The following is a 20,762-nucleotide window of genomic DNA, read 5'->3' as shown; positions in this document are numbered from 1 at the left end:
CTCAGCCCTGCTCCATGGCGAAGGCCTCGACCGGACGCACACGCAGCGCCAGCCAAGCCGGCAGCAGCGCCGCCGCGGCGGCGAGCGCGAGCGCCAGCGCCAGCCCTTCGGCGACCACCGGCAGCGGCATCAGCAGGTCGGGCAGGAACTGCGGTAGCTGGCGGGTGACCACGCGGTTGACGACGGCGCCGAGCGCAAGGCCGAGCGCCGCCCCGGCGACCATCAACACGCCCACCTGGGCGAACACCATCGCAACCACGCGCCGGTCGGAGTAGCCCAGCACCTTGAGCACACCGAGATCGCGGGCGATCTGCCGCATGGCCAGCGCCTGGCTGCTGACCAGCACCAGCATCAGCGATACGAAGGCCACCGCCAGCACCGCGCGGATCATTCCCAGGAAGTCGCCGGACTGCGAGAAGAACTCGAGATGGAAGGCGTGATCGGTGGTGCTGCTGGTCGGTGCGTCGCCATCGGCGAACAGCGCGTCGATGGCCTGCGCCAACGCCGCCGGCGAGGTGCCCGGGGCAGGCGTGACCATGTAGGTGCCGACGGTGTCCTTCCACATCGGCCGCGCTTCGTTGAGGTAGTCGTAGTGGGTGATGATGTAGTTGCGCGCGCCGCCGCTCGACTCGGCCACGAAGGTGCCCGACAGCACATAGGTCCAGGCCGGCTCGCCCGCCGGCGGCGGATACAAGATGCTCTTCAGCGGAATGCTGTCGCCGGGCTTCCAGCCGAAGCGCTCGGCCAGCGCCACGCTGGCCAGCATGCCGTTGCGGCGCTGCAGGAAGTCCGCGCGCGCGGCGGCATCGACGCGCATGTCCGGGTGCTGCTGCAGCCACGACTCGGGCGCCACGGCCAGCGCCATCAGCAGCTCGCGGGCATCTCGGAAATAGGCGCCCTGCCAGGTCGCATGCGCCCAGTGCGCCACGCCCGGCAGGGCGGCGATGCGCTCACCGTGGGCCAGCGGCAGGGTCTGCATCAGGCCGTCGCGGTGGGTCACGATCAGACGCTGTCCGGTCACCGATTCCTCGCCGCTCTGCAGCGAATAGCGGAACGCGCCCAGCACGCCGTAGGCAAGGAAGGCCACGCTCACGCAGGCCAGCAGGGTGAGCGAGCGCAGCCGATGGAAGCGCAGGTAGTCGAGCGCGATCCGCAGGGCCGTCATGCCGGCACTACCTCACCCAATGCAGCGGCCGCGGCCGCCAGCGAACGCGCCAGCGCCAGCTCCTGTGCCGGCTGCAGGCCGAGCCGGTTGTTCAGCATGTGGATCTGCGAGGACAGGATGCTGAAGCGCGCAGCGCGCAGCGCCTCCTCGCCCTCGCAGACCTCGCCGGTGAGCGGCGACACCAGCCCCTGCTGCGCATGCAGCTCGCCGAGCCGGCGATCCAGCCCGGCACAGGCCTCGGCCCAGCGCGCCTGCGCGCTGTCGGCGCGCGCGCCATCGACGCACTCCTCCAGCATCCGGCGCAGCGCGTGCACCTGCGCGGCCGGTGCCGTCTGCGCGGCGAGGCGCTCGTCAAGGGCACGGGTGTCTGCGGAGTAGCCGCGCCAGAACCCGGCATAGCTGGCGCAGAATGCCGCCAGGGCCGACGGCGAAGCCTCGAAGGCGAAGACCGCCTCGGCCATCAGCCGCCAGGCGACCGCAGCGCGCCGCTGCGGATCGCCTCGGGTGGCGCCCAGCACCGCCAGCGCGATCTCACTGCTGCGCGTGAACAGCTGCTCGCAGTGCGTCATCGCGGCGGGTCCGCCGTAGCGGCGGATCTCGGGCTCGTAGGGGAGCTGCACCACCGAGCCTTCCGGATACCAGGGCAGGCTTTCCAGCGGCCGCGGTTCGCCATCCAGCGGGTGGTTCGCGTAGTACTGCTCGGCGCTCAGGGAGAAGCCACTGAGGTAGGCCGGCACGGCGTTCTGCAGGGCGTGGCCGAACTCGCTGCGCAGCGCCGGATCGGCGTCCAACAGGCGCAGGCGCAGATGCGGGCCGCCCTCCCAGTAGCGTACGAAGAACCAGCCGGCGATCCGCCCCTCCGAAAGCAAGGTCGGCAGCCGCGGCTTCAGCCAGTCGAGCAGGAAATCGCTGGCGCGCTCGGGGTCCGCGAGGAATACGTGGAAAGCGGACCAGTGGCGTGCGGTAGCCATCGTCACAGCAGCTCCAGGGCTGGGTTGGCGCTGCGGTTGAAACCGCAGAGCAGGGTGTAGACCAGCGGACCGGGCAGGCCGAGCCGCGCTTCCAGGCGGTGCTCGTGGAGCATGCGCAGCGGCCGCGCGAACAGGCCGAGGGCGGCGGCAGCCAGGCTGAAGTCCTGCGCCAGCGCGCCGGCCGCGAGGTGCCGGCGGCGCAGCGCCGAAGGGCCGGCGGCATACAGCGCGGGCCAGGACTCGGCACAGATCAGCAGGGCGCCGACGAAGCCCGGCAGGTTGTAGCGGAAGTCCGGCCGCGGCAGCGCCGCGCGCAGGGCGGCGATCGCATCGCTGCCGGCGGGCGCAGTGGCCACCGGCTGCGAGTCGAGGTCGTACAGGCCCGGCGCCTGCCCGCTGGCATGCAGCCACAGCCAGTACTGACCCAGCCGCGGCTGCTCGGGCACGGGCATGCGCCGCGCAGTGAGCGCGCGCGCCAGCGCCAGCAGGCGCGGCGAGAAGTCGGCCGCCAGCAGGCGCGGCTGCGGCGCGAAGCCGCCGCGGTCGTTGCCCGAGCCGCGCCGGCGCAGGACCTCGGCGAGGTCGATCGCCAGCCCGTCGATGCCGGCATCGCCCTCGAACGCGGGTGGCGAAGTGGTGGGCGACACCGGCGCCGCTGCCGCGGCGAGCGGCTCAAGCCCGGCGCTGAACGCCTGCGCGAGCTCCTCCAGCCGCGGGAAGCGCCGCGTCAATTCGGCAGTCGGCGCCCGCCCTGCCCTGCGGCATTCGAGCTGCGGCCAGTCCTGCGGGGCGAAGCCCGCGAGCCGCAACCGCACCGCTGCCAGCGGGATTTCGAGGGGCGCGCACAGCGCGCGCGCCTCGATGGGTGCCTCCAGAGGCTGCGGGGCCAGGCCCAGGGCCTCGCCGACCTGGCAGACCTGCGCCTGCGCCATGCCGGCTTCCAGCGCGCACGGAAACGGGCTGAACTCGCCGTACTTGTCGGCAAGGCTCCAGAGCTCGGCGATGCCGAGCAGGAGCAGCTCGTCCTCGCCCAGCTGCTTCCTGAGCGGCTCGCACTCGCCCAGCGATTCCAGCGCGTGGTGCTCGCTGCGGTAGCCCCAGACGCGGGCCTCGCCCCCCCCCAGCAGCAGGTAGCGCAGCGGATAGAGGCAGCGTCCCGAGGGCACGCCGCGATGCACCGCATAGGGGTTCAGCGGCTCGTAGCGCAGCGGCGCGGCGACCCAGCGCAGCAGCCGCGACAGCCGCAGCCGCGGCAAGTCCTCGCCGGGCACGTGGGCGCCTCGCAGATGTTCGCGCAGCGGCAGCAGCCCGCGCGGCAGTGCGGTCGGCAGCAGGCTCAGCCGCGCCGGCTGCACCACCGCCGCCGGCTTCAGGCCGGGCAGCGCGCGCGGGTCCTGGAAGGCCGGCACCCGCAGCGCGTCCAGACGACGATAGCTGCCCAGAGCCCAGGCCCCGGCAGCCGCACGCTGTTCGGCTGTCAGGAATGCGTTCATGGGAAGTTGTGCGGATACGGGTTCAGGCCGCGCGCCGCCAGCGCGGCGGCGTCGATGCCCAGAGCGCCCGCGGCGGCATCGATGCGTCCGCGGCGGATGCGCCGGTACTGATGACCGAAGCTGACCGGCAGGAGGCCCGGCGCCAGCACCTTCACGCAGTGCAGACCCAGGCCCTCGCGCAGTGCCTCGAAGCCCTGGTCGACCACGATCACATCGCTGGCGAAGGCGAGCACGCGCTGGCACAGGGCCTCGAACTCGACGGCGGGATCGCGCTCGACGCTGTCGCACAGCTGCGCCCTGCACTCGGCCAGGCTGCGGCGCGGGCCGCCCTGCAGGAAGTCGAGGCGCGCGAAGCTCTCGGGCAGGCTGTAGAGCAGCACGTGATCGGGCATCTCCTGCACCTGCGCCTCGTCCGCATGCAGCAGGCGCGCGCGCTCGCGCAGCGCCGGCAGGCTGCGCCGGTACACGCCCATCGAGGTGGTCACCTCCACCAGCGCGGCGAAGGCCGCCTGGCCCCAGCGCCGGTGTGCGGCCGAGGCGCAGTAGGACTTCACCGGCGCTTGGTTGGCGGGATCGACGATCATCGCCATCACCGTCGGCCATTCGATGCCGGCGCGCAGGTCGAACAGCTGCACTTCGTAGCCTTCGGCGCGGCTGCGCGCGAGCAGGGCCTGAACGCGAACGTCGTCGATGCTGTCGGCATCGATCCGCGGCGGCGCCCAGCGCCCGTACCAGGTGCAGAAGTAGGCGTCGCGCTCGATCACCTCGGACAGCCCGTAGAGCGCGGCCTCGGCCGGGCTGCCGCCCAGCGCGCAGCCGTTCGAGGTGTCGAACACGAAACGGTTGACCGGCCGGCCCGGCTGGGCGTCCAGCCAGTAGTGCACCAGCTGCAGCGGCACCAGCACCGGCCGGCCCTGGCGCACCGAATGCCCCCAGCACCAGTCGAACTCGAGGTCGTCGCTGTAGGACGTCAGCCGATAGCCCGGCTCGGCCTGCTGCTCGGGCGCATGCAGCACGAACTCGCGCGGATCAATCACCTGCGCGCCGTGGCGCTCGCGCAGTAAGTTCAGGCTGCCACGCTCGACCACGCGGCGCCCGCGCGGCGCGTGGCCGGCATGGCGCTCCAGGGCTTCGAGGAGGGCGACCAGCTCGGAGCGCTCGCGCGATTCGGCGCGGCCGTAGCCGCGTTCGATGGTCTCGGAGCCGGGAATCGGCAGCTCGGACACCGCCATCGGCATCAGCGCCGAACCGAGGTCGCGGTAGAGATGGCGGATCAGGCCCGTGCGGCGATCGACGAAGTGCCGGCGGGCGCGCTGCACATCAAGGCGCGGATTGTCGAGGCGGTCACGGCTGGCGTCGGGGCGCAGGCGGCGCTCGCGGATCCAGTCGGCCAAGGCAGGCGCATCGGCGGGCAGCGGCGCGCAGTAGGGGCAGTCCGAGTGGGCGACGAAACGATGCAGGCGACTGCTGCCGGCATCGAGGTCGAGGCGGAGCACGCTCTGGGCGAAGCCCTCATGGGCGCGGTGGGCGACTGAACCCTCGTCCAGCGCGGCCGACAGCAGGGCCCGCAGCCACAGCCGCTGCGGCGGCGACAACGGGCGCTGCGCGCTGGCGCGCCGACGCTGGCCATTCAGGCCCGCGCTCCAGTGCGGCTGCTGGCGCAGGTTGTTGGCCACGCGCAGGCGCAGGCAGCCGAGGCAGCCGCGCGTGCCCGCCGTGATCCGCGCGCCCAGCCACAGCGCGCCGGGCTCCAGGCCGAGCATCAGCACGCGGGCGCCGGCATCGAGCAGGCGCAGCTGCGCCTGCAGGGCCCGCTCGCTGGCAGCGAGGTCGAACAGCAGCAGCCAGGAACCGGCGCTGCCCGCCAAGGCCGCGTCGTCCAGATCGACCACGCCCGTCCGCTCGCACAGCAGCTCGCCCACCTGTCCGGCGAGATCCAGGCTGGCGCTGTCGCTGGCCAGACGCAGGCTCATGCGGTGGCGACCTCGCGGGCTTCCGCGCAGATCGCATGAAGACCCTCCACCCAGACCGGCAGGCGCAGCGCGCGCAGCCTCAGCGGAGGCGGCGGCGGAACGTCGTCACTGTCGCCCGCGGGCGCCCTGAGGCCCTGCAGCCAGTGCGCCTCGGGTAGCTGGGCCTGCAGCTGCAGGGCACTGCAGGCAGCGCCGACCACCGCGGCGAGTGCGTCCTCGAAGCTGGCTTCGAGCACCCGCGCGATCGCACGGCCTTGGAAGCGGCATTCGAGCAGATGGCAGGGCCAGCCTTCCAGCGCGTAGGCAAGCAGGTCGATGTCATCGCCGGCGTGGAACGCCAGCAGCTGCCGCAGAACATTCAGCCCGGCGTGCTGCAGCGCGACAAGCTCGATCCGGCGCGCGCGTGCGCAGCGCTGGAACAGAGCGTGCCGGCCCAGCGCCTGGGCCACGGCGCGGGCCTCGCAACGCGCGCGCTCGCGGGCCACGGCCACGGTGCTGCCTGGGAGATCCTGCTCGCAGAGCAGGCGCACGGCCTCGCACAGGGCATCGACCCCGGCGACCTCGGCGTCCAGCCCCCAGCCCAAGGCCCACTGCGGCGCGGCCTCGGCGCTTGCGCGCACGCCGATCAGCTCGTGGTGCAGGGGCAGCAGCATGAGCTCGGGCAGGCCGCGCTGGAGGAAGCGCCCGGTCAACTCATCGAACAGCGGGTCGAGCTCGACCCTGAGGCGCTCGTACTCGCCCAGCGGACGATCCGCGGGCAGGCCCAGCCGCGCGGGATAGCGCAGCGCCGCCGCCGGCGCGAAGGAGGCGCGACTGAGGATCGGGTGGACGCTGATCTCCATCCACGGGCTCACCCGCTGCAGCTGACCGGGCTGGACCGCCTCCGACTCGATCGAAAAGCCGCGCTGCAGGGCCGCCTGGGCGGCCAGTGCGCCGGCCACCGCAAGGCTGGCCGGGCTGTGTTCGGCGCTGTCGGCAGGGGCCTGCGGCAGCTGTTCCAGCAGGGCCGCGAGACCGGCCTCGGCATGCTCGGCCTCGGCCACCACGCAGGCCTCGCCGCGCAGCAGGCCGGCGAACACGCAGGGCATCGAGCGGCCCATCGCCGCCGCCAGCCATTGCCGCGCCTGCGCGGGATCCAGGTCATCGCTGGCGATCAACGCCAGTCCAGCACCCTCGGGAAGCTGGGCACCCTGCGCATGGAACTGCAGGCGCTCGGCACCGTCCAGCAGCTCAAGCTCGCCCGTGGTGACGCGGGTGCGCGCCTCGACCGACCGCCAGACATGGACGCGGGCCACACCGCTGGCCAGCAGGGCAGCGCATGCGGCCTTCAGCGCATAGCCCTCGCCGTGCACGGCGACCTCCAGCTGCAGCCAGGCTGGCAGCCGCTCCGCCCACTGCTGCGGCGCGCACTGGTCACGCAGATAGTGCAGAAGCTCGGCCGGCATCGGCGGCGGCGGCGCCTCGTCGAGGTCGAGCAGCATGTCGTGCTCGTCGAGGCCGGCCACCAGCTGGCGCAGCACGCCGCGCAGGCGCTCGGGCATGCGCTCTTCGATCTGCTCCAGGCTCAGGCCCTGCTCCATCAGGGCCAGGCAGCGCTCGACCAGCGGATACACGCCGCCGCCGCGCAGCGTGAAGCGCCGAGCGCCGGCCTCGAACCAGACGCCGTCGTCGGCCTGCTGGAAGTACACGTAGTTCTTCAGCCGCAGCCGGCGGGCCGGCGTCGCCTGGATCCGGGGTGCGCTGTCCATCAGCCGACCTCCAGTTCGGGCAGGCCCATGATCCGGCGCCAGGACACGCCCAGCACGCGCTCGACCGAGAGCGCGACGAGATGGCAGAGGCAGAACTTCTGCATCGGCGAGAGGCCGAGCATCGGCAGCAGCAGATAGAACAGGTTGACGTTGGCCCGATAGGCCATGAACTCGGGCGACTCCTGCACGCGCCGGCCCTCGGCCTCCTCGTAGAAGCGCCGCCCCATCGCCGACATCTCGCGGCTGCGCATGCGCTCGGCGTACTCCGGATCGGCGTTCGGGGCGATCTCCTCGACCAGGCGATCGAAGGTGGCATCGCCCAGCAGCGCTTCGTGGTTGGCATCGACGATTGCCTGCAGCTCGCGGCCGCTCTCGGCACAGGCCGCGGCCCAGCGCGGCATCAGCGCGCGCACGGCCGGGTCCAGCGGCAGCGCCTGCCAGTCGGCGGCCAGCACCGCGCGCAGACAGGCATCGATCTGTGCGCCCAGACGTGCGTCGAGCGCATCGAAGCGCTGACGCAGCGCGCCCTTGGCATCGTGCGCGGCGAAGAAATACTCGGCGTGCGAACGGAAGGACACATAGCCCAAGGCGAGGCCGCCGGCGCCATAGGTCTCGCCAAGCAGGCCCATCATCGCGGCCAGCGCCAGCAGGCAGGCGTCGGCATCGCGATTGCGCGCTTCCAGCAGCTCGAAGGTGAGCGGCAGGGTCGCCGAAAGGAAGTTCTCGCGGGCGCGCACGAAGGCCGGCAGGCGCAACGCTCGACTCGGCTGGTAGACGGCGAGGCCGAGCGTGTTGTTGACCAGCAGCGGCAGGTAGGGGCCGGGCTCGAGCTCGCTCATCCCGGCCTTGCGCGAGAGCTGCAGGTAGGCCGCGCGATCCAGCACGGTGGCGCTCGGATGCGCCTGCAGCCAAGGCAGCAGAATCGAACGCGCGAGCGGCAGCACCTCGCCATGCAGCTGACTGGCGCTGCATTCGACCAGCAGATCGACATGCGGCCCGTACTTCCAATGGACCTGCAGCATCTGCCGGTCTAAGCCCTTGGCCCGCAGCTGCTCGGAGAGCTGGCGCATGGGCCCGGCCACGAGCGCGCGCCGGTCGTCCTCGAACCAGGCCACGCGCAGCACCTGCCAGCGCCGAGCATCCGCGATCTGCGCGCCAGCCGGCCGGGTCAGTTCGAAGTGCAGTTCGGCGGCGTGCGGCGCGCCCGCCACGCGCACGCAGGCATCCTGCGGCCGCGGCAGGGCCTCGGTGACCGTCGCCGGAAAGCGGTTGCGCTTCAGCACGCGCTGCATCAGCCGCACCAGACGCGGGCTACCGAGATCGACATAGACCGGCTTCAGGTCCTTGAAGTCGAAGTTGCTCCAGTCGATGGCGGCGAGATCGACGCCCTCGCCGTCCGGCGTCGCCACCGGCGACAGCCGCAGGTAGATCTCGGCGGGCAGCTGCTGTTCGTGGCGCCAGCGCTGCACCGCAAGGAAGAATTCGGCGGGGCCGAGCTCGGGGTCCGGCAGGTGCGCGGGTGGCAGCAGCCACATCTGCCGAGCCAGCACCAGCGAGCCGAGCCGCAGGCGCGGAAAGCGCACCACCGACTGTGGCCGGATCAGGCCGCGGCGCATCATCGTGCCCATGGTGTGCTGGTTCAGGCCCTCGCTGAACGCCATCGCCAGCACGCGCTGCAGGCGTGGCAGCAGGGCTGGGATCAGGAAGCCCTGGTACCAGACGTCCCAGCGCCGGTCCGCGGCGTCCAGGAAATACAGGCTGTGCGAATCCGCCTCGTAGCGCAGGCGCAGGCCGGCCAGCGGCAGCACCGCGGCCTCGGGATGGCTGGCCGGGAACGGCGGCAGGCCCAGCTCGTGCTCGGTGGTCGGCGGGTGGCGATTGGCGGCGAAGCCGAACACGCCCGGCACCTCGGCGAAGCGAGCGAATCGCGAACCAGCGCGGAGGTAGTCGACCACGTCCGCCAGCTGCTCCGGCGTGGCGGCTTCGAGGAAGCGCGACTGCAGGCTGCCGCGCCCGGAGAACACCTGGTTGACCACCCAACGCGGCGCATCGGCCCGCCGCGGCAGGGGCTGCAACAGCAGACTGTGCGAACAGCCGCGCCGGCGCAGCGCAGGCGGCAGCAGGTCGACCACGGCGCGCAGCTGCTCGGGCTCGAGCACGACCTCGCCGGACTGGCCGAGCGCGCGTTCCATGAGGCTGTCGAAGGCATCGCGCGCGCTGGTGTAGTCGCGGCTGATGGCCGACTCCACCGCCGCCGCGCCGGTGGCATCGGGCGCAGCCATGCCGCCAGGACGGAACACCGCATCGAAGGCTTCCAGCAGGGCCGGGACGTCCTCGCAGATGCCGTCGACGCCGAACCGCGCCACGAAGAAATCCGCCAGCTGGCAGCGCACGACCTGGTTGTAGTCGACCAGCGGCGACAGCGCGAGCAGCAGATCCAGGCTGCCGGCGTCTTCGGCCAGGGCGGCAGGTGCGAGCGGCCGGACCGACTCGGGCAGATAGGCGTTCTCGAAGAACTGCGGCTTGAACAACGCGGGCAGGCGCTCGGCCCCGGTGAGCTCACGCAGGGCCTCGACCCGCTCGCGCACCTCGATCACAACGGCGGCGCGCGCGGCGGGATCGTCATCGACGAAACGCTGCAGGCAGTCGCGCAGGCCCTGCAGGGCCGCGACCAGGGGCGTGCCGAGCGCCGGCGCAAGGCGCTGGGCCAGCGACAGCGCCCAGTCCAGCGCATCGCACTGCTCGCCACCGCCGAGATCGAACTGCAGCAGGCCCAGCCCGTGGACCTTCTGCAGGAAGCCGATCACCGAACCGGCGTCGAGCTTCGGCGCCAGCGCACACATCCCGGCGGCGAGCTCGGCAGCTAGCAGCGGCCGGTCGCCGTGGTCGGCGTAGACCTGGCGCAGGCAGCGCAGCACGCCGTTGTAGGCGAGCTCGGCGGCGGCCTCGCCGGTGCCATAGGTGCGGCCGTTGCCAACATTGCCGGGCGCCGTCGTGCGAAAGCGGGCGCGCTCGCCACGCAGCTCGAACGAGCCATTGAGCCGCAGCGGCAGCACGGCATGCAGTCGACCGAAATCGCCGAGCACCGGCGCCAGCAGGTGCTGCAGCAGGGCAGGCTTGAAATGCAGGCGCGTCGCGGCCACCCGCTGCCAGTACTCAAGCTCGGGATGCGTCGTACCGGCGCTATCCCAAGCGCGCAGCTCCACAGGCGTGAACTGGGTCAGCGGGCTGGTCTTGGAAGCGCTGCGCGCCACGTACTGCAGCAGGGTGTCCTCAAGCTTGCGCAGTTCCTTGGCGCTCAACTCGGGCGCGGCGCCGTGCCCGAACTGGCGCTCGAGCTTGGCATGCAGTTCGGGATTGACATAGGCCAGCGCGTTACGCAGTGCGCCATCGCGCCAGGCTGCCGGCAACGCGCCCGCGCTCTCGCGCAGCTCGCGCTCGTAGCTGGCGACGAGCCCGGACTCCAGCCGATGCAGCTCCAGCAGCTCGGCGTTGAAGCGCTGCAGGGCGTCGAGCGCACCGGCATCGAGCACCTCGGACAGGCTCGCCAGCAAAGTCGGTGCGCAGGGCTTGAGGCGGAACATGCCGCGCTTGGCCGCCAGCACCGCGCGGGAGAGCGCGCGATCCTGCAGTCTCGGCACGGCCGGCTCCAGATGGCGGCAGATCGACTCGGCCGCGGCCTGCAGGCGCAGCCTGAGATCGATCGCGCGCGCGCAGTCCTCGGCCGTGCCGGCACCGCGCACACCGTCCAGCAGCGCCACCGGCGAGCCGGCCACGCGCATGACGTAGAGCGGGTGCAGGAGATCCTGACCAAGCCGCGGCGGGGCGGGTGTCGAAGTGCGGATCGCTTCCATTCGGCGTAGCTCCGCTCAGATCGAGGTGCGGCGCAGCATCACCCGCGCGGCGAAGGCGCAGGCGATGCCGAAGACCACGAGGAAAACCGTGCCGCCCAGCGCCTGCGCGGTGAACAGCTCGTTGCGCCAGGCCAGGCGCTGCAGCTCGACCACGTGGGTCATCGGAATCAGCTGGGACACATAGCCAACCCAGACCGGCAGCTGGTCGAGCGGGATGCTGGCGCCGGAGAGCAGCAGCATCGGCTGGAAGATGAAGATCGCGGCGCTGAAGGCGGTGGCGGTGCTGCGGAAGATCGCCCCCAGCAGGTAGCCCATCGAGAACATGCCGAAGCAGCAGACCACGAGCGCGAGGATGCCCTGCAGGATCGAGCCCGAGGGCAGGCGCCCGAACAGCAGCCAGCCGACCAGGATCATCGACACGTAGCCGATCAGGTAGATGAGGGTGGCGCGCACCACCGTGGCGATGCCGATCGCCGACATGTCGAGCGGGGTCACCAGCAGGCGCCGGAACAAGCCCAGCTCCTTGTAGATGACCAGCGTGGGCCCGATGTTCATGAGCGCGATGTTGAGCAGCACGAGCGCGGCGAAGCTCGGCGTGTACTCGTCGTAATAGGTCGCGGAATGCGCGCCGTAGCGCGCCTCGCCGAACATCATCCCGAAGAACAGGTACATCGCCGCGGGCAGGGCCACGATCAGCATGACCGCGAGCTTCTCGCGGAAGGCGACCTTGAGGTCAAGCAGCAGATAGGCGGCATGGGCGCGGAGCATCAGACGGACTCCTTCTGTTGATGCTGCTTGGCGAACAGGGCGTAGGCATCGTCGAGGTTGCTGGCCTCGCCGAGGCGGCGGGCCGCGTTGATCAGTTCCTGCGCTGTGCCGAAAGCGACCACGCGCCCCTGCGAGATCATCAGAATCTCGTCAGCGAGGGCCTGCGCCTCCTCCATGTAATGGGTCGAGAACAGAATCGTCTTGCCGCGACCGCGCAGGCGCTGGATCAGCTCCCAGAATTCGCGGCGGGTGATCGGATCAAGGCCCACCGTCGGTTCATCCAGGATCACCAGCGCGGGGTCGTTGAGGATGGCGAGCGCAAGCGCGACGCGCTGGCGCTGCCCACCCGAAAGCTGGCCGATCCGGCGATCCAGCAGCGGATGCAGATCGAGCTCCTTGCAGATCACCTCGAAGGGCAGGCTGCGCTGGTACAGACGCGCGAAGAAGTGGAGGTACTCGCGCGGCGTCAGGCGCGGGAACAGCCGCGACTCCTGCAGCTGCACGCCGAGGCGCTCGACATGACCGCGCGGATGCGAACAGACGTCGACACCCAGGACCCGCACCGATCCGGAATCGGGCCGCCGCAGCCCCATCAGGGTCTCGATCAGGGTCGACTTGCCGGCGCCGTTGGGGCCAATCAGGGCGACGCTGCGATGTCCCGAGATCCTGAAACTGACATCCCGCAACGCGCGGATCTCGCCATAGGTCTTGTTGAGGCCTTCGACCTCGATGACGGGGGACGCCTCGAGCTCGGGCTCGAGTGCGGGCTCGCTGTCCGCGGCCTGGGTATCCATGCGTTCACTCCACGAAAGACTCTGGGTGGAAGCGGCACCTGGAGCGATCTCCGTGCCGGTGCCGCTTCCGGGGCTCACACCCGCTTACGGCTGGATGGTGACCGGCGGGCTACCGCCGTTGCCGCCATTGCCGCCGCTGCCGCCGTCGCCGCCGTTGCAGCTGCCGCAGGTCGAGGTCGAGCCGCAGGTCGAGCAGGAATTGCAGGACGAGATGCCGCTGGAAGCGCCGGTCTCCGGCAGCGCCAGCGCGTCCTTCAGGCTGACGACCTCAAGGCCGTCGATGTTCATGCTCTCGACGTCGATGTCGTCGAACCCGATCGCGTTGTTGTTATCCATGTGTTTCTCCGTAGTGATGGATGCCACCGCGTACTCCCCTCCCCCCGGCACCGGGTGGCGTGGCGCCGGGCTCCTCCCTGAGCTGCCTGACTCCTTCCCTGAAACCGCAAAGATTCGAGTTGCGCGGGACCGGGGCTCCGCCACGCGTCGCGGCGCGCGGACGGACCGCGGATTGCCGGGCGCATGCAGCCACGAGGCTGTCGCGCAGCGGCTGGCGTCCGCGCGATGCAGGCAGCGAGGCCCGGTGTCGATGGATTCATTCCCAGTAGCGCATCAGCGCGCGGATGCGCGTGCTCTCGGCGGTCGAGAATCGCGCTTCGCTGAAGCTCGGCGGCCCGTTGGCGCCCATGGCGTCGCGGCTGAAGGCCACGCCTTCGGCCGGCAGCCCGTCCTCGCGCATGCTGACCCGCTGATCACCGTCCTCGTCGTGGAAGACGGCGAAGGCGTAGTCACCGGGTGGCATCGAGTAGCGGAAGATCGCCGTCCCGGCGCGGGCCGGCTGCCACTCGAAACGCCGGCAATGATCCGGAAACGCTTCGCCGCGTTCGCACAGCATGGCGCGCAAGGTGCCGCTGTCATTGCGGATGCCGGTGACGCTGACCTGCAGCTCCACCGGTGGCAGCGGCGCAGATTCGCCGCAGCCCGCCAGCAGGAGCGGCGCGAGCCACAGCGCACGGCGCCAAGCCCAGGCATGGTCCGGACCAGAACGCATGCAATGCGCGCCACGCTGGCCTTTTTCGGGCTGCGGGAAGGCGTCCCGCGCACCGGGCCAAAAAGAACAAAACTGGAACAAACGCTCTCCCCCCCGGGCAACTCTCAGAAAGTCCCGGCTGTGCCCGTGACTTTCGCGCCGGCGGTCCCCCGTGACCGCGCGGCCCCCAACGATTGACCCCAAGCGGACCGCGTGCGCACTCGCCCACCCCAGCGGACGGCCCGGTGCGGCAGAACAGCGATCCCCCTCATGCGCCGAGAGGCGCGAACCCACCCTCCCTGATGGGCCGGCTTTCGGCATCTGACGCGCCGTTCCGCAGATCCTCCGCAGCCGGCGTGTCGCCCCCCCACACTTCCCCAGTGCGAAACAGCGCTAGGCGACGCTAGCCCCGTGGAGACGGCGTCGCAACGAAACCCGGGGTCGAAAACCGGGAACAGGCGGGACGTTTTGGGTACACAGACCCTGCAAAAACGACGAGCGCGTGCTTCACATCACACTCACGGGCTTATGACCTGATCTCCACAAGAAACAGCGCGCCGGCATGAGGTCTGCAGCCATGCCCACAGACGAGCTGGCGCTCTCCCCACTCCAGCGTGACGTTGATCACAGGCAGTGCGTGATACGCCTCAGGGCCTGTCGCGAGATCCGATCAGGGCCTGGGCCGCCTGGCCGTCGAGCGCGAGCCGGGCACCGGCGTAGACGCTGCGGAAGTCCGGCGCGTGGCCGCCGCGGCTGGCAGAGCGACTGCGCTCGGGGGCATAGGCCCAGGCACCGCCGCGCATCACCCGCGACTCACAGGGTCGCGCGGGTTCAGCGTCACCCGGACCATCGCGCCAGCACGAGGCGGTCCACTCCCAGACGTTGCCAAGGGTGTCACGCAAGCCGAGCGCGTTGGCGGGATAGCTGCCGAGCGGAGCGGTGTAGGCGTGACCGTCATGGCAGACGGCCAGCGGGTAGGCCCAGCCGGGCTGCGCCCCGAGCAGGGCGGCGTCGGCATAGTTGCTGCTGGCGCAGCCGGCATCGGGATCCTCGCCCCAAGGCCAGGGGCTGCGCGATCCCGCCCGGATCGCGAACTCGAGCTCGGCCTCGGTCGGCAGCCGCAGCGCAGCCTGCTGGCGCGCATTGCGCCAGTCGAGGTAGGCCATCACGTCGTTCCAGCTGATGCAGACCACCGGATGCATGGGCGTTTGCGGAAAGCCGGGATCTCGCCAGTTCAAGCTGGCCTGCCAGCCGAAGCGGCCATTGGCATCGGGGCCGAAGCAGCCGGCCCGCTGCGCGTCCGAGCGCTCGGCTTCGCTGATGTAGCCGCGGGCTTCGACGAAGGCGCTGAATTCGGCCACGCTGAGCTCATCCACCGCCAGGGCGAAGGGCGCGATCTTGACCGTCGACTGCGCCTCGCTGGGCTGCCGCCCGATCTCGTCCTCCGGGCTGCCCACCGTGATTCGACCTCCCGGCAGCAAACGCATCAATGGACCCGCCTCTCCCGCCCGGAACTCCGCGCCAGCCAGCGGCTCCGGTTGTCCGATCCAGACCCAAGCCCCGAAAGCGGCACCACACACCAGAATCAAGCCCGACAGAACCACGCGCATGTCCGCCATCTCCCTGCGAGGCTCGTCCTGCCTCGTCCCCGACACCGTGCTGGCCTCGCTGAAAGGCCCTCGCCTGCGGACAGCTTCGGAGCGTCCGCCCCCGCGCAAGCGCGAGACAGCGCCTAGTGTCGGGCATCGGCGCAGCGGCAGGGCCTTGTTAGACTGCCGCGCTTCCCCCGCGGCCCTGATTCGACCGGAATGTCCAGCGCAGAGTCCACGCAGCACACCCCGCTGATGCGCCAGTTCTTCGCCGCCAAGGCAGAGCATCCCGATGTGCTGCTGTTCTTCCGCATGGGCGATTTCTACGAGCTGTTCTACGACGACGCCCGCAAGGCCGCGCGCCTGCTCGACATCACCCTGACCCAGCGCGGCAGCTCGGGCGGCGCGCCGATTTCGATGGCCGGCGTACCCGTGCACGCCTACGAGGGCTATCTGGCGCGGCTGGTGGCCTTGGGCGAGTCGGTGGCGATCTGCGAGCAGATCGGCGACCCGGCGTTGGCGAAAGGCCTGGTCGAACGCAAGGTGGTGCGCATCGTCACCCCCGGCACAGTGACTGACGAGGCCCTGCTGCAGGAGCGCCGCGACACCCTGCTGATGGCGGTAGCAAGAGGCAGGAGAGCGATCGGACTGGCCTGGGCCGATCTGGCCGGTGGCCGCTTCAAGGTCAGCGAGGTCGCCGACGAGGACGCCCTGCTCAGCGAGATCGCGCGGCTGGAGCCGGCCGAACTGCTGATCCCCGACGAAGACGGCTGGCCGGAAGCGCTGAATTCACGGACCGGCGCGCGCCGCCGCGCACCCTGGCTGTTCGACGGCGAATCCGCCCAGCGCGCCCTGTGCCGCTTCTTCGGCACCCAGGATCTCGAAGGCTTCGGCGTGCAGAGCCTGCCCGCGGCCATCGCCGCCGCCGGCGCCCTGCTCGGCTATGTCGAGGAAACCCAGAAGCAGAGCCTGCCGCATCTGCAGAGCCTGTCGGCGGAATCCTCGGACGAGACCATCGCCATGAATGCGGCCACGCGTCGTCATCTGGAGCTGGACCAGCACGCCGAAGGCCGCACCCAGCACACCCTGCTGGGCGTGCTCGATTCGACCTGCACGCCGATGGGCGGGCGCCTGCTGCGGCGCTGGCTGCATCGGCCGTTGCGCGACCACGGCATTCTGCGCGCACGCCACGACGCGGTCGGCCTGTTGATCGACACCGGCGCGCACGAGCCGCTGCGCGAAGCCCTGCGCGGCTTCGGCGATGTCGAGCGCATTCTCACCCGCATCGCGCTGAGATCCGCACGCCCGCGCGATCTCTCGACCCTGCGCGATGCCCTGCGCGCGGCGCCTGCCCTGCGCGAACTGCTGGCGCCGCTGGATGCGCCGCGGCTCAATGCGCTGGCCGCCGAGTTGGGCGAGCACGCCGCGGTCACCGACCTGCTGGCGCGCGCGATCCTGCCGCAGCCGCCGGTGCTGATGCGCGACGGCGGCGTGCTCTGCGACGGTTTCGACGCTGAACTGGATCGCCTGCGCCAGCTCAGCACCAACGCCGACCAGTTCCTGCTCGATCTGGAAGCCCGCGAGCGCGAGGCCAGCGGCATCCCGACGCTCAAGGTCGGCTACAACCGCGTGCACGGCTACTACATCGAGATCAGCAAGGCCCAGGCCGAGCGCGCGCCCACGCACTACACGCGCCGACAAACGCTGAGCAATGCCGAGCGCTACATCACCGAAGAACTCAAGGCCTTTGAAGACCAGGTCTTGAGCGCACGCGAGCGCGCCCTGCAGCGCGAGCGCGCGCTGTGGGAAGAGCTGCTGGATGCGCTGAATACCGCACTGCCGCCGCTGAAGCGCTTCGCCGAAGCGGTCTGCGAGATCGACGTGCTCTGCGGGTTTGCCGAGCGTGCCCGCGCGCTGGACTGGAATCGCCCCGAGCTGGTCGACGAGCCCGGCATCGGCATCACCCGCGGCCGCCATCCGGTGGTGGAATCGGTGCTCGATGGCCCCTTCGAACCGAACGATCTGGCCCTGCATCCGGATCGCCGCATGCTGGTCATCACCGGCCCCAACATGGGCGGCAAGTCGACCTACATGCGCCAGGCCGCGCTGATCGTGCTGCTGGCGCATATCGGCAGCTTCGTGCCGGCGGAGACCGCGCGGCTGGGCCCGATCGACCGCATCCTCACCCGCATCGGCGCCGGCGACGATCTGGCCAAGGGCCAGTCGACCTTCATGGTCGAGATGACCGAGACCGCCAGCATCCTGCACAGCGCCACCTCCCACAGCCTGGTGCTGATGGACGAGATCGGCCGCGGCACCTCGACCTTCGATGGCCTCGCACTCGCCCGCGCCTGCGCCATCGCGCTGGCGAAGAACAACCGCGCCTACACCCTGTTCGCAACCCACTACTTCGAGCTGACCAGCCTGCCCAGCGAAGTGCCCGGCATCGCCAACGTGCACCTCGATGCGGTCGAGCACGGCGAGCGCCTGTACTTCATGCACACGGTCAAGGACGGCCCGGCCAACCGCAGCTTCGGCCTGCAGGTGGCGGCGCTCGCAGGCCTGCCCAAGCCGGTGGTGGCGCAGGCGCGCAGGTTCCTCGCCGAACTCGAACGCGGCGGCAGCACCACGCCGCAGCCGCAGCTCTCGCTGTTCGATGCGCCGCCGCTGTCGTCTGTCGAGCCGATGATCGATGAGACCGGGGAAGCGCTGAAGTCGGCGCTGGGCGAGATCGATCCCGACAGCCTGAGCCCGCGCGAAGCGCACGCAGCGCTGTACCGGCTGCGCGAGTTGCTCGGCGACCGATAGCCGCCGGCGTGCCGGCGTCCTGCCCCCACAGGCAACGCCGCTCGGTGCAGAGTGAGCCGCGGTCCCGCGAGGGCCAGAGCGTCCGTGTTTCATCAGTTGCCCGGCGAGAGCCCGGCCGCGATGCCGATTGCCTCGCGGCGAAATCTGTCCCAGGCGCCAATCGTTCACGCATCCAGCGCATCCGCGCATCGGCGATCATTACGGCCCCATTGACCCTTGGACCCCCGCATGAAGCTGCAGATCGCCCTCGAATGGTTCTTGAATCCCGATCACCTGCCGCTGATCGTCGGCATCACCGAAGGCTGGTACGGCGAGGCCGGGCTTGAGGTCGAGCTGGTGCCGCCGGACGACCACTACGACGGTCTGGCCGGGGTCGCCGCGGGCGAAATCGCCTTCGCCTGTAACGAGCCCCTGCACATGGTCGATGCGCATCGCCCCGGCCTGCGCGCGCTGGGCTGCTTTTTCGAAACCGAGGGCGGCATCCTGCTGCACGCTTCGAGCGCGCGGAAACTGCTGGCCGGTGAGCCGATCCGTCTGGCCTCGCCGGTGGCCGGCGGCGTCACCGACACCATCGCGCGGGAAATCCTCAAGGGCTGGGCCGCCAAGCAGGGCACGCACCTTGAGGTCGAGCACATCGCCATCGAGAGCGCCGGCTTCATGCACCTCGAGAACATGCAGGCCGGCTTCGACGGCGCCTGGCTGTGCTTCGCCAACTTCGAGGGCGTCGAGGCGCGGGCCGCTGCGCTCGACCATGTGTTCGTGACCGCGGCGATGGGCGACTTTCCCAATTTCAGCGCGCTCGAGCTGTTTACTCACGCCGGCTTCCTGCACGAACACAGCGACGTGGTGGAGCGCCTGCGCGGCATCATCAGCCGCGGCGCCCAGGCCTGCATCGACGACCCGGCTTTTGCGGCGCGCAGCTGGTACTCCTACAGCGGCAGCGCGCCCGATCCGCTGATGGACGCGATCCTGAAGGACACCTGCCCGCGTCTGGTCGCCCCGCTGGTGCGCGACAGCGAACGCTGGCGGAGGATGTGGTCGGCCTTTGAGGCGCGCGGCCTGTCGGCAGTCGATGCCGCGGGGTATGCGGCTCTGTATGCCTGAGGCCGACCGCGCTGGCGAAAATCTCGCCAGCCCCCAGCAAGTCACTGTCGGCAAAGGCGCTGCGCAGGCACCTCACAGGTCTGCGCACAGGGTTTTCCACAGGACCTGTGGATGACATGGCCTCAAGCCCGGGCGGCATCGACAAGCCGCCACCGCCGTCGCAGCAGGGCGGCAGGCACTCGGTCAGACTCCGCCAGCGCCGCCGATTCGCGGTCTCACGATGGGAGTGGACTTCATGACGCAATCCTTGTCGCTGTTCGAACCGGGCTCCGCCTTCCTCTGCGGCCTGAGCCTGTGTGCCCTGCTTGCCGCTTCAATGTGCGCCAACGCGCAGGCGCCCGCAGCCGATGAAGCGACGCGCATCGCCCGCGCCGCCGAGATCGTGGCGACGCTGGACGTGGTCGCATCGCACTGCCCGCAGATCGAGGTCGATGTCGAACTGCGCGACCAACTGCTGGCCAAGGCCGGGCGCAGCGAGGAGGCGCTGCGCGAGGAGGAGGCCTACCTGCCGCGCCTGCTCCGGTTGAATCCGCTGATCGAGAACTACGACCACCAGACCGGCTGCCGCATGCTCAGCCAGAGCCTCGACGCGGACGCGCCCGGCCTGCTGAAGATGGAGTGAGCCGCGGGCGCCATGAGACGCCCTCGGCCCGGGGTTCTCAGAGCGTGTGAAAAGCCCAGACGCCGTAGCGAGGGCGTCTCTGGGCGTTCGTGGCAAAGCGCGGTGCGCGAACTCAAGGGAGTTGGGTGAACCCAATGACCGCGGAATTCGCGTGGCGCGCTGCCGCCACGGGCGGCCAGAAGCCGCCGCAGTCGACGGATGGTTCTCACATGCGCTCAGTCGGCGCCCGGCCGCAGGCGCAGGGTCAAGCCGCGCAGGAAGTTGCGCAGCAGCTGGTCGCCGCAGGCGCGGAAGTTCTTGTGGCTGCGCTCGCGGAACAGGGCGTTGAGCTCGGGCTTGCCGAGTTCGATGCCGACCGCGCCGAAGATCGCGTGCATGTCGACGTCCTTCAGCTCGAAGGCCACGCGCAGCTTCTTCAGCACCACGTTGTTGTTCATGTGCTTCTCGACCGGCCGCGGGGGCCTGCTGTCATCGCGGCCGCGCAGGTGCACGATCAGGCCATCCAGGAAATGCGCCAGCGTGCTGTCGCCGCATTCACGGAAGCCGAGCTCGCCCTCCTTCTTGGTCAGCGCCTGCACCTCGGCCTTGTCGATCGGAAAGTCGGCGCGGGCGAGCTGGATGATCTCGACGACCTTGGGATCGCTCAGATCCAGCATGTAGCGCACGGCGCGGAGGATGTCGTTGTTGATCACGGCGGACTCGGTTCGGGCCTTCGGGGGCGCGATGCTACGCGGCTTGCGCGACGACCAGGAGACTGCCGTAGCCACGGCAAGGGCAGACGCCCGCGGCTCCAGCCCGCCGCGCCCGCGGTTCCTGACGCATGAGCGCGCTGCACGGGGCCGAGGC

15 protein-coding genes are annotated in these 20,762 nt (G+C 70.6%); 3 read left to right on the top strand and 12 right to left on the bottom strand.

The genetic code is table 11. The features are described 5' to 3' along the window. Window position 1: 1 nt before the first annotated feature. From BLP83_RS13070 to BLP83_RS13020, 11 genes are all read right to left on the bottom strand, one after another. Window positions 2-1,165: an ABC transporter permease gene (locus BLP83_RS13070; protein ID WP_091243570.1), complete on the bottom strand. Its 1,164-nt coding sequence runs from the start codon at window positions 1,163-1,165 to the stop codon at window positions 2-4. Next, window positions 1,162-2,136: a thiopeptide-type bacteriocin biosynthesis protein gene (locus BLP83_RS13065; protein ID WP_091243569.1), complete on the bottom strand. Its 975-nt coding sequence runs from the start codon at window positions 2,134-2,136 to the stop codon at window positions 1,162-1,164. The genes BLP83_RS13070 and BLP83_RS13065 overlap by 4 nt, the downstream gene beginning before the upstream one ends. A gap of 2 nt (window positions 2,137-2,138) precedes the next feature. Next, window positions 2,139-3,629: a hypothetical protein gene (locus tag BLP83_RS13060; RefSeq protein WP_091243567.1), complete on the bottom strand. Its 1,491-nt coding sequence runs from the start codon at window positions 3,627-3,629 to the stop codon at window positions 2,139-2,141. Then, window positions 3,626-5,602 carry a TOMM precursor leader peptide-binding protein gene (locus tag BLP83_RS13055; protein ID WP_091243564.1) on the bottom strand — a complete coding sequence of 659 codons (1,977 nt, stop codon included), beginning with the start codon at window positions 5,600-5,602 and terminating at the stop codon, window positions 3,626-3,628. The genes BLP83_RS13060 and BLP83_RS13055 overlap by 4 nt, the downstream gene beginning before the upstream one ends. Then, window positions 5,599-7,350 (bottom strand): hypothetical protein, encoded by a 1,752-nt coding sequence (locus tag BLP83_RS13050; protein WP_091243562.1) that lies wholly within the window; start codon window positions 7,348-7,350, stop codon window positions 5,599-5,601. The genes BLP83_RS13055 and BLP83_RS13050 overlap by 4 nt, the downstream gene beginning before the upstream one ends. Further along, a complete protein-coding gene (locus tag BLP83_RS13045; protein WP_091243560.1) occupies window positions 7,350-11,204 on the bottom strand; it encodes a lantibiotic dehydratase in 3,855 nt (1,284 codons plus the stop codon). Before BLP83_RS13045 ends, BLP83_RS13050 begins: the two co-directional genes overlap by 1 nt. 15 nt (window positions 11,205-11,219) lie before the next feature. After that, window positions 11,220-11,972, bottom strand: a complete 753-nt coding sequence (locus tag BLP83_RS13040; protein WP_091243558.1) for an ABC transporter permease — start codon at window positions 11,970-11,972, stop codon at window positions 11,220-11,222. Further along, window positions 11,972-12,766: an ABC transporter ATP-binding protein gene (locus tag BLP83_RS13035; RefSeq protein WP_091243556.1), complete on the bottom strand. Its 795-nt coding sequence runs from the start codon at window positions 12,764-12,766 to the stop codon at window positions 11,972-11,974. The genes BLP83_RS13040 and BLP83_RS13035 overlap by 1 nt, the downstream gene beginning before the upstream one ends. Window positions 12,767-12,850: 84 nt before the next feature. Further along, on the bottom strand, window positions 12,851-13,102 hold the full coding sequence (locus BLP83_RS13030; RefSeq protein WP_143006674.1) for a thiazolylpeptide-type bacteriocin: 252 nt from the start codon (window positions 13,100-13,102) through the stop codon (window positions 12,851-12,853). Between the two features lie 256 nt (window positions 13,103-13,358). Next, window positions 13,359-13,814 (bottom strand): DUF2141 domain-containing protein, encoded by a 456-nt coding sequence (locus BLP83_RS18730; RefSeq protein ID WP_176764194.1) that lies wholly within the window; start codon window positions 13,812-13,814, stop codon window positions 13,359-13,361. Window positions 13,815-14,440: 626 nt separating this feature from the next. Continuing rightward, window positions 14,441-15,280 carry a formylglycine-generating enzyme family protein gene (locus tag BLP83_RS13020; protein ID WP_176764193.1) on the bottom strand — a complete coding sequence of 280 codons (840 nt, stop codon included), beginning with the start codon at window positions 15,278-15,280 and terminating at the stop codon, window positions 14,441-14,443. Between the two features lie 321 nt (window positions 15,281-15,601). Between BLP83_RS13020 and mutS the strand changes: the two genes are divergently transcribed. The 3 genes from mutS to BLP83_RS13005 all read left to right on the top strand — a co-directional run bounded on the left by mutS (window position 15,602) and on the right by BLP83_RS13005 (window position 19,916). Continuing rightward, a complete protein-coding gene (gene mutS / locus BLP83_RS13015) occupies window positions 15,602-18,190 on the top strand; it encodes a DNA mismatch repair protein MutS (protein WP_091243550.1) in 2,589 nt (862 codons plus the stop codon). 228 nt (window positions 18,191-18,418) lie between these two features. Next, complete coding sequence (locus BLP83_RS13010) at window positions 18,419-19,294, top strand: ABC transporter substrate-binding protein (protein WP_091243548.1); 876 nt, start codon at window positions 18,419-18,421, stop codon at window positions 19,292-19,294. 235 nt (window positions 19,295-19,529) lie between these two features. Next, entirely contained in the window at window positions 19,530-19,916 is a 387-nt protein-coding gene (locus BLP83_RS13005; protein ID WP_143006673.1) for a hypothetical protein, read from the top strand. 215 nt (window positions 19,917-20,131) lie between these two features. Here BLP83_RS13005 and BLP83_RS13000 read toward each other — a convergent pair whose 3' ends face one another. Further along, complete coding sequence (locus tag BLP83_RS13000; protein WP_091243543.1) at window positions 20,132-20,608, bottom strand: YehS family protein; 477 nt, start codon at window positions 20,606-20,608, stop codon at window positions 20,132-20,134. Window positions 20,609-20,762: the final 154 nt, after the last annotated feature.

Origin of the sequence: Aquimonas voraii, from assembly GCF_900101825.1 — a bacterium.
Taxonomy (GTDB): domain Bacteria; phylum Pseudomonadota; class Gammaproteobacteria; order Xanthomonadales; family Xanthomonadaceae; genus Aquimonas; species Aquimonas voraii.
Note: the sequence above shows the minus strand (reverse complement) of the source record. Positions and strands in the feature narration are given on the sequence as shown.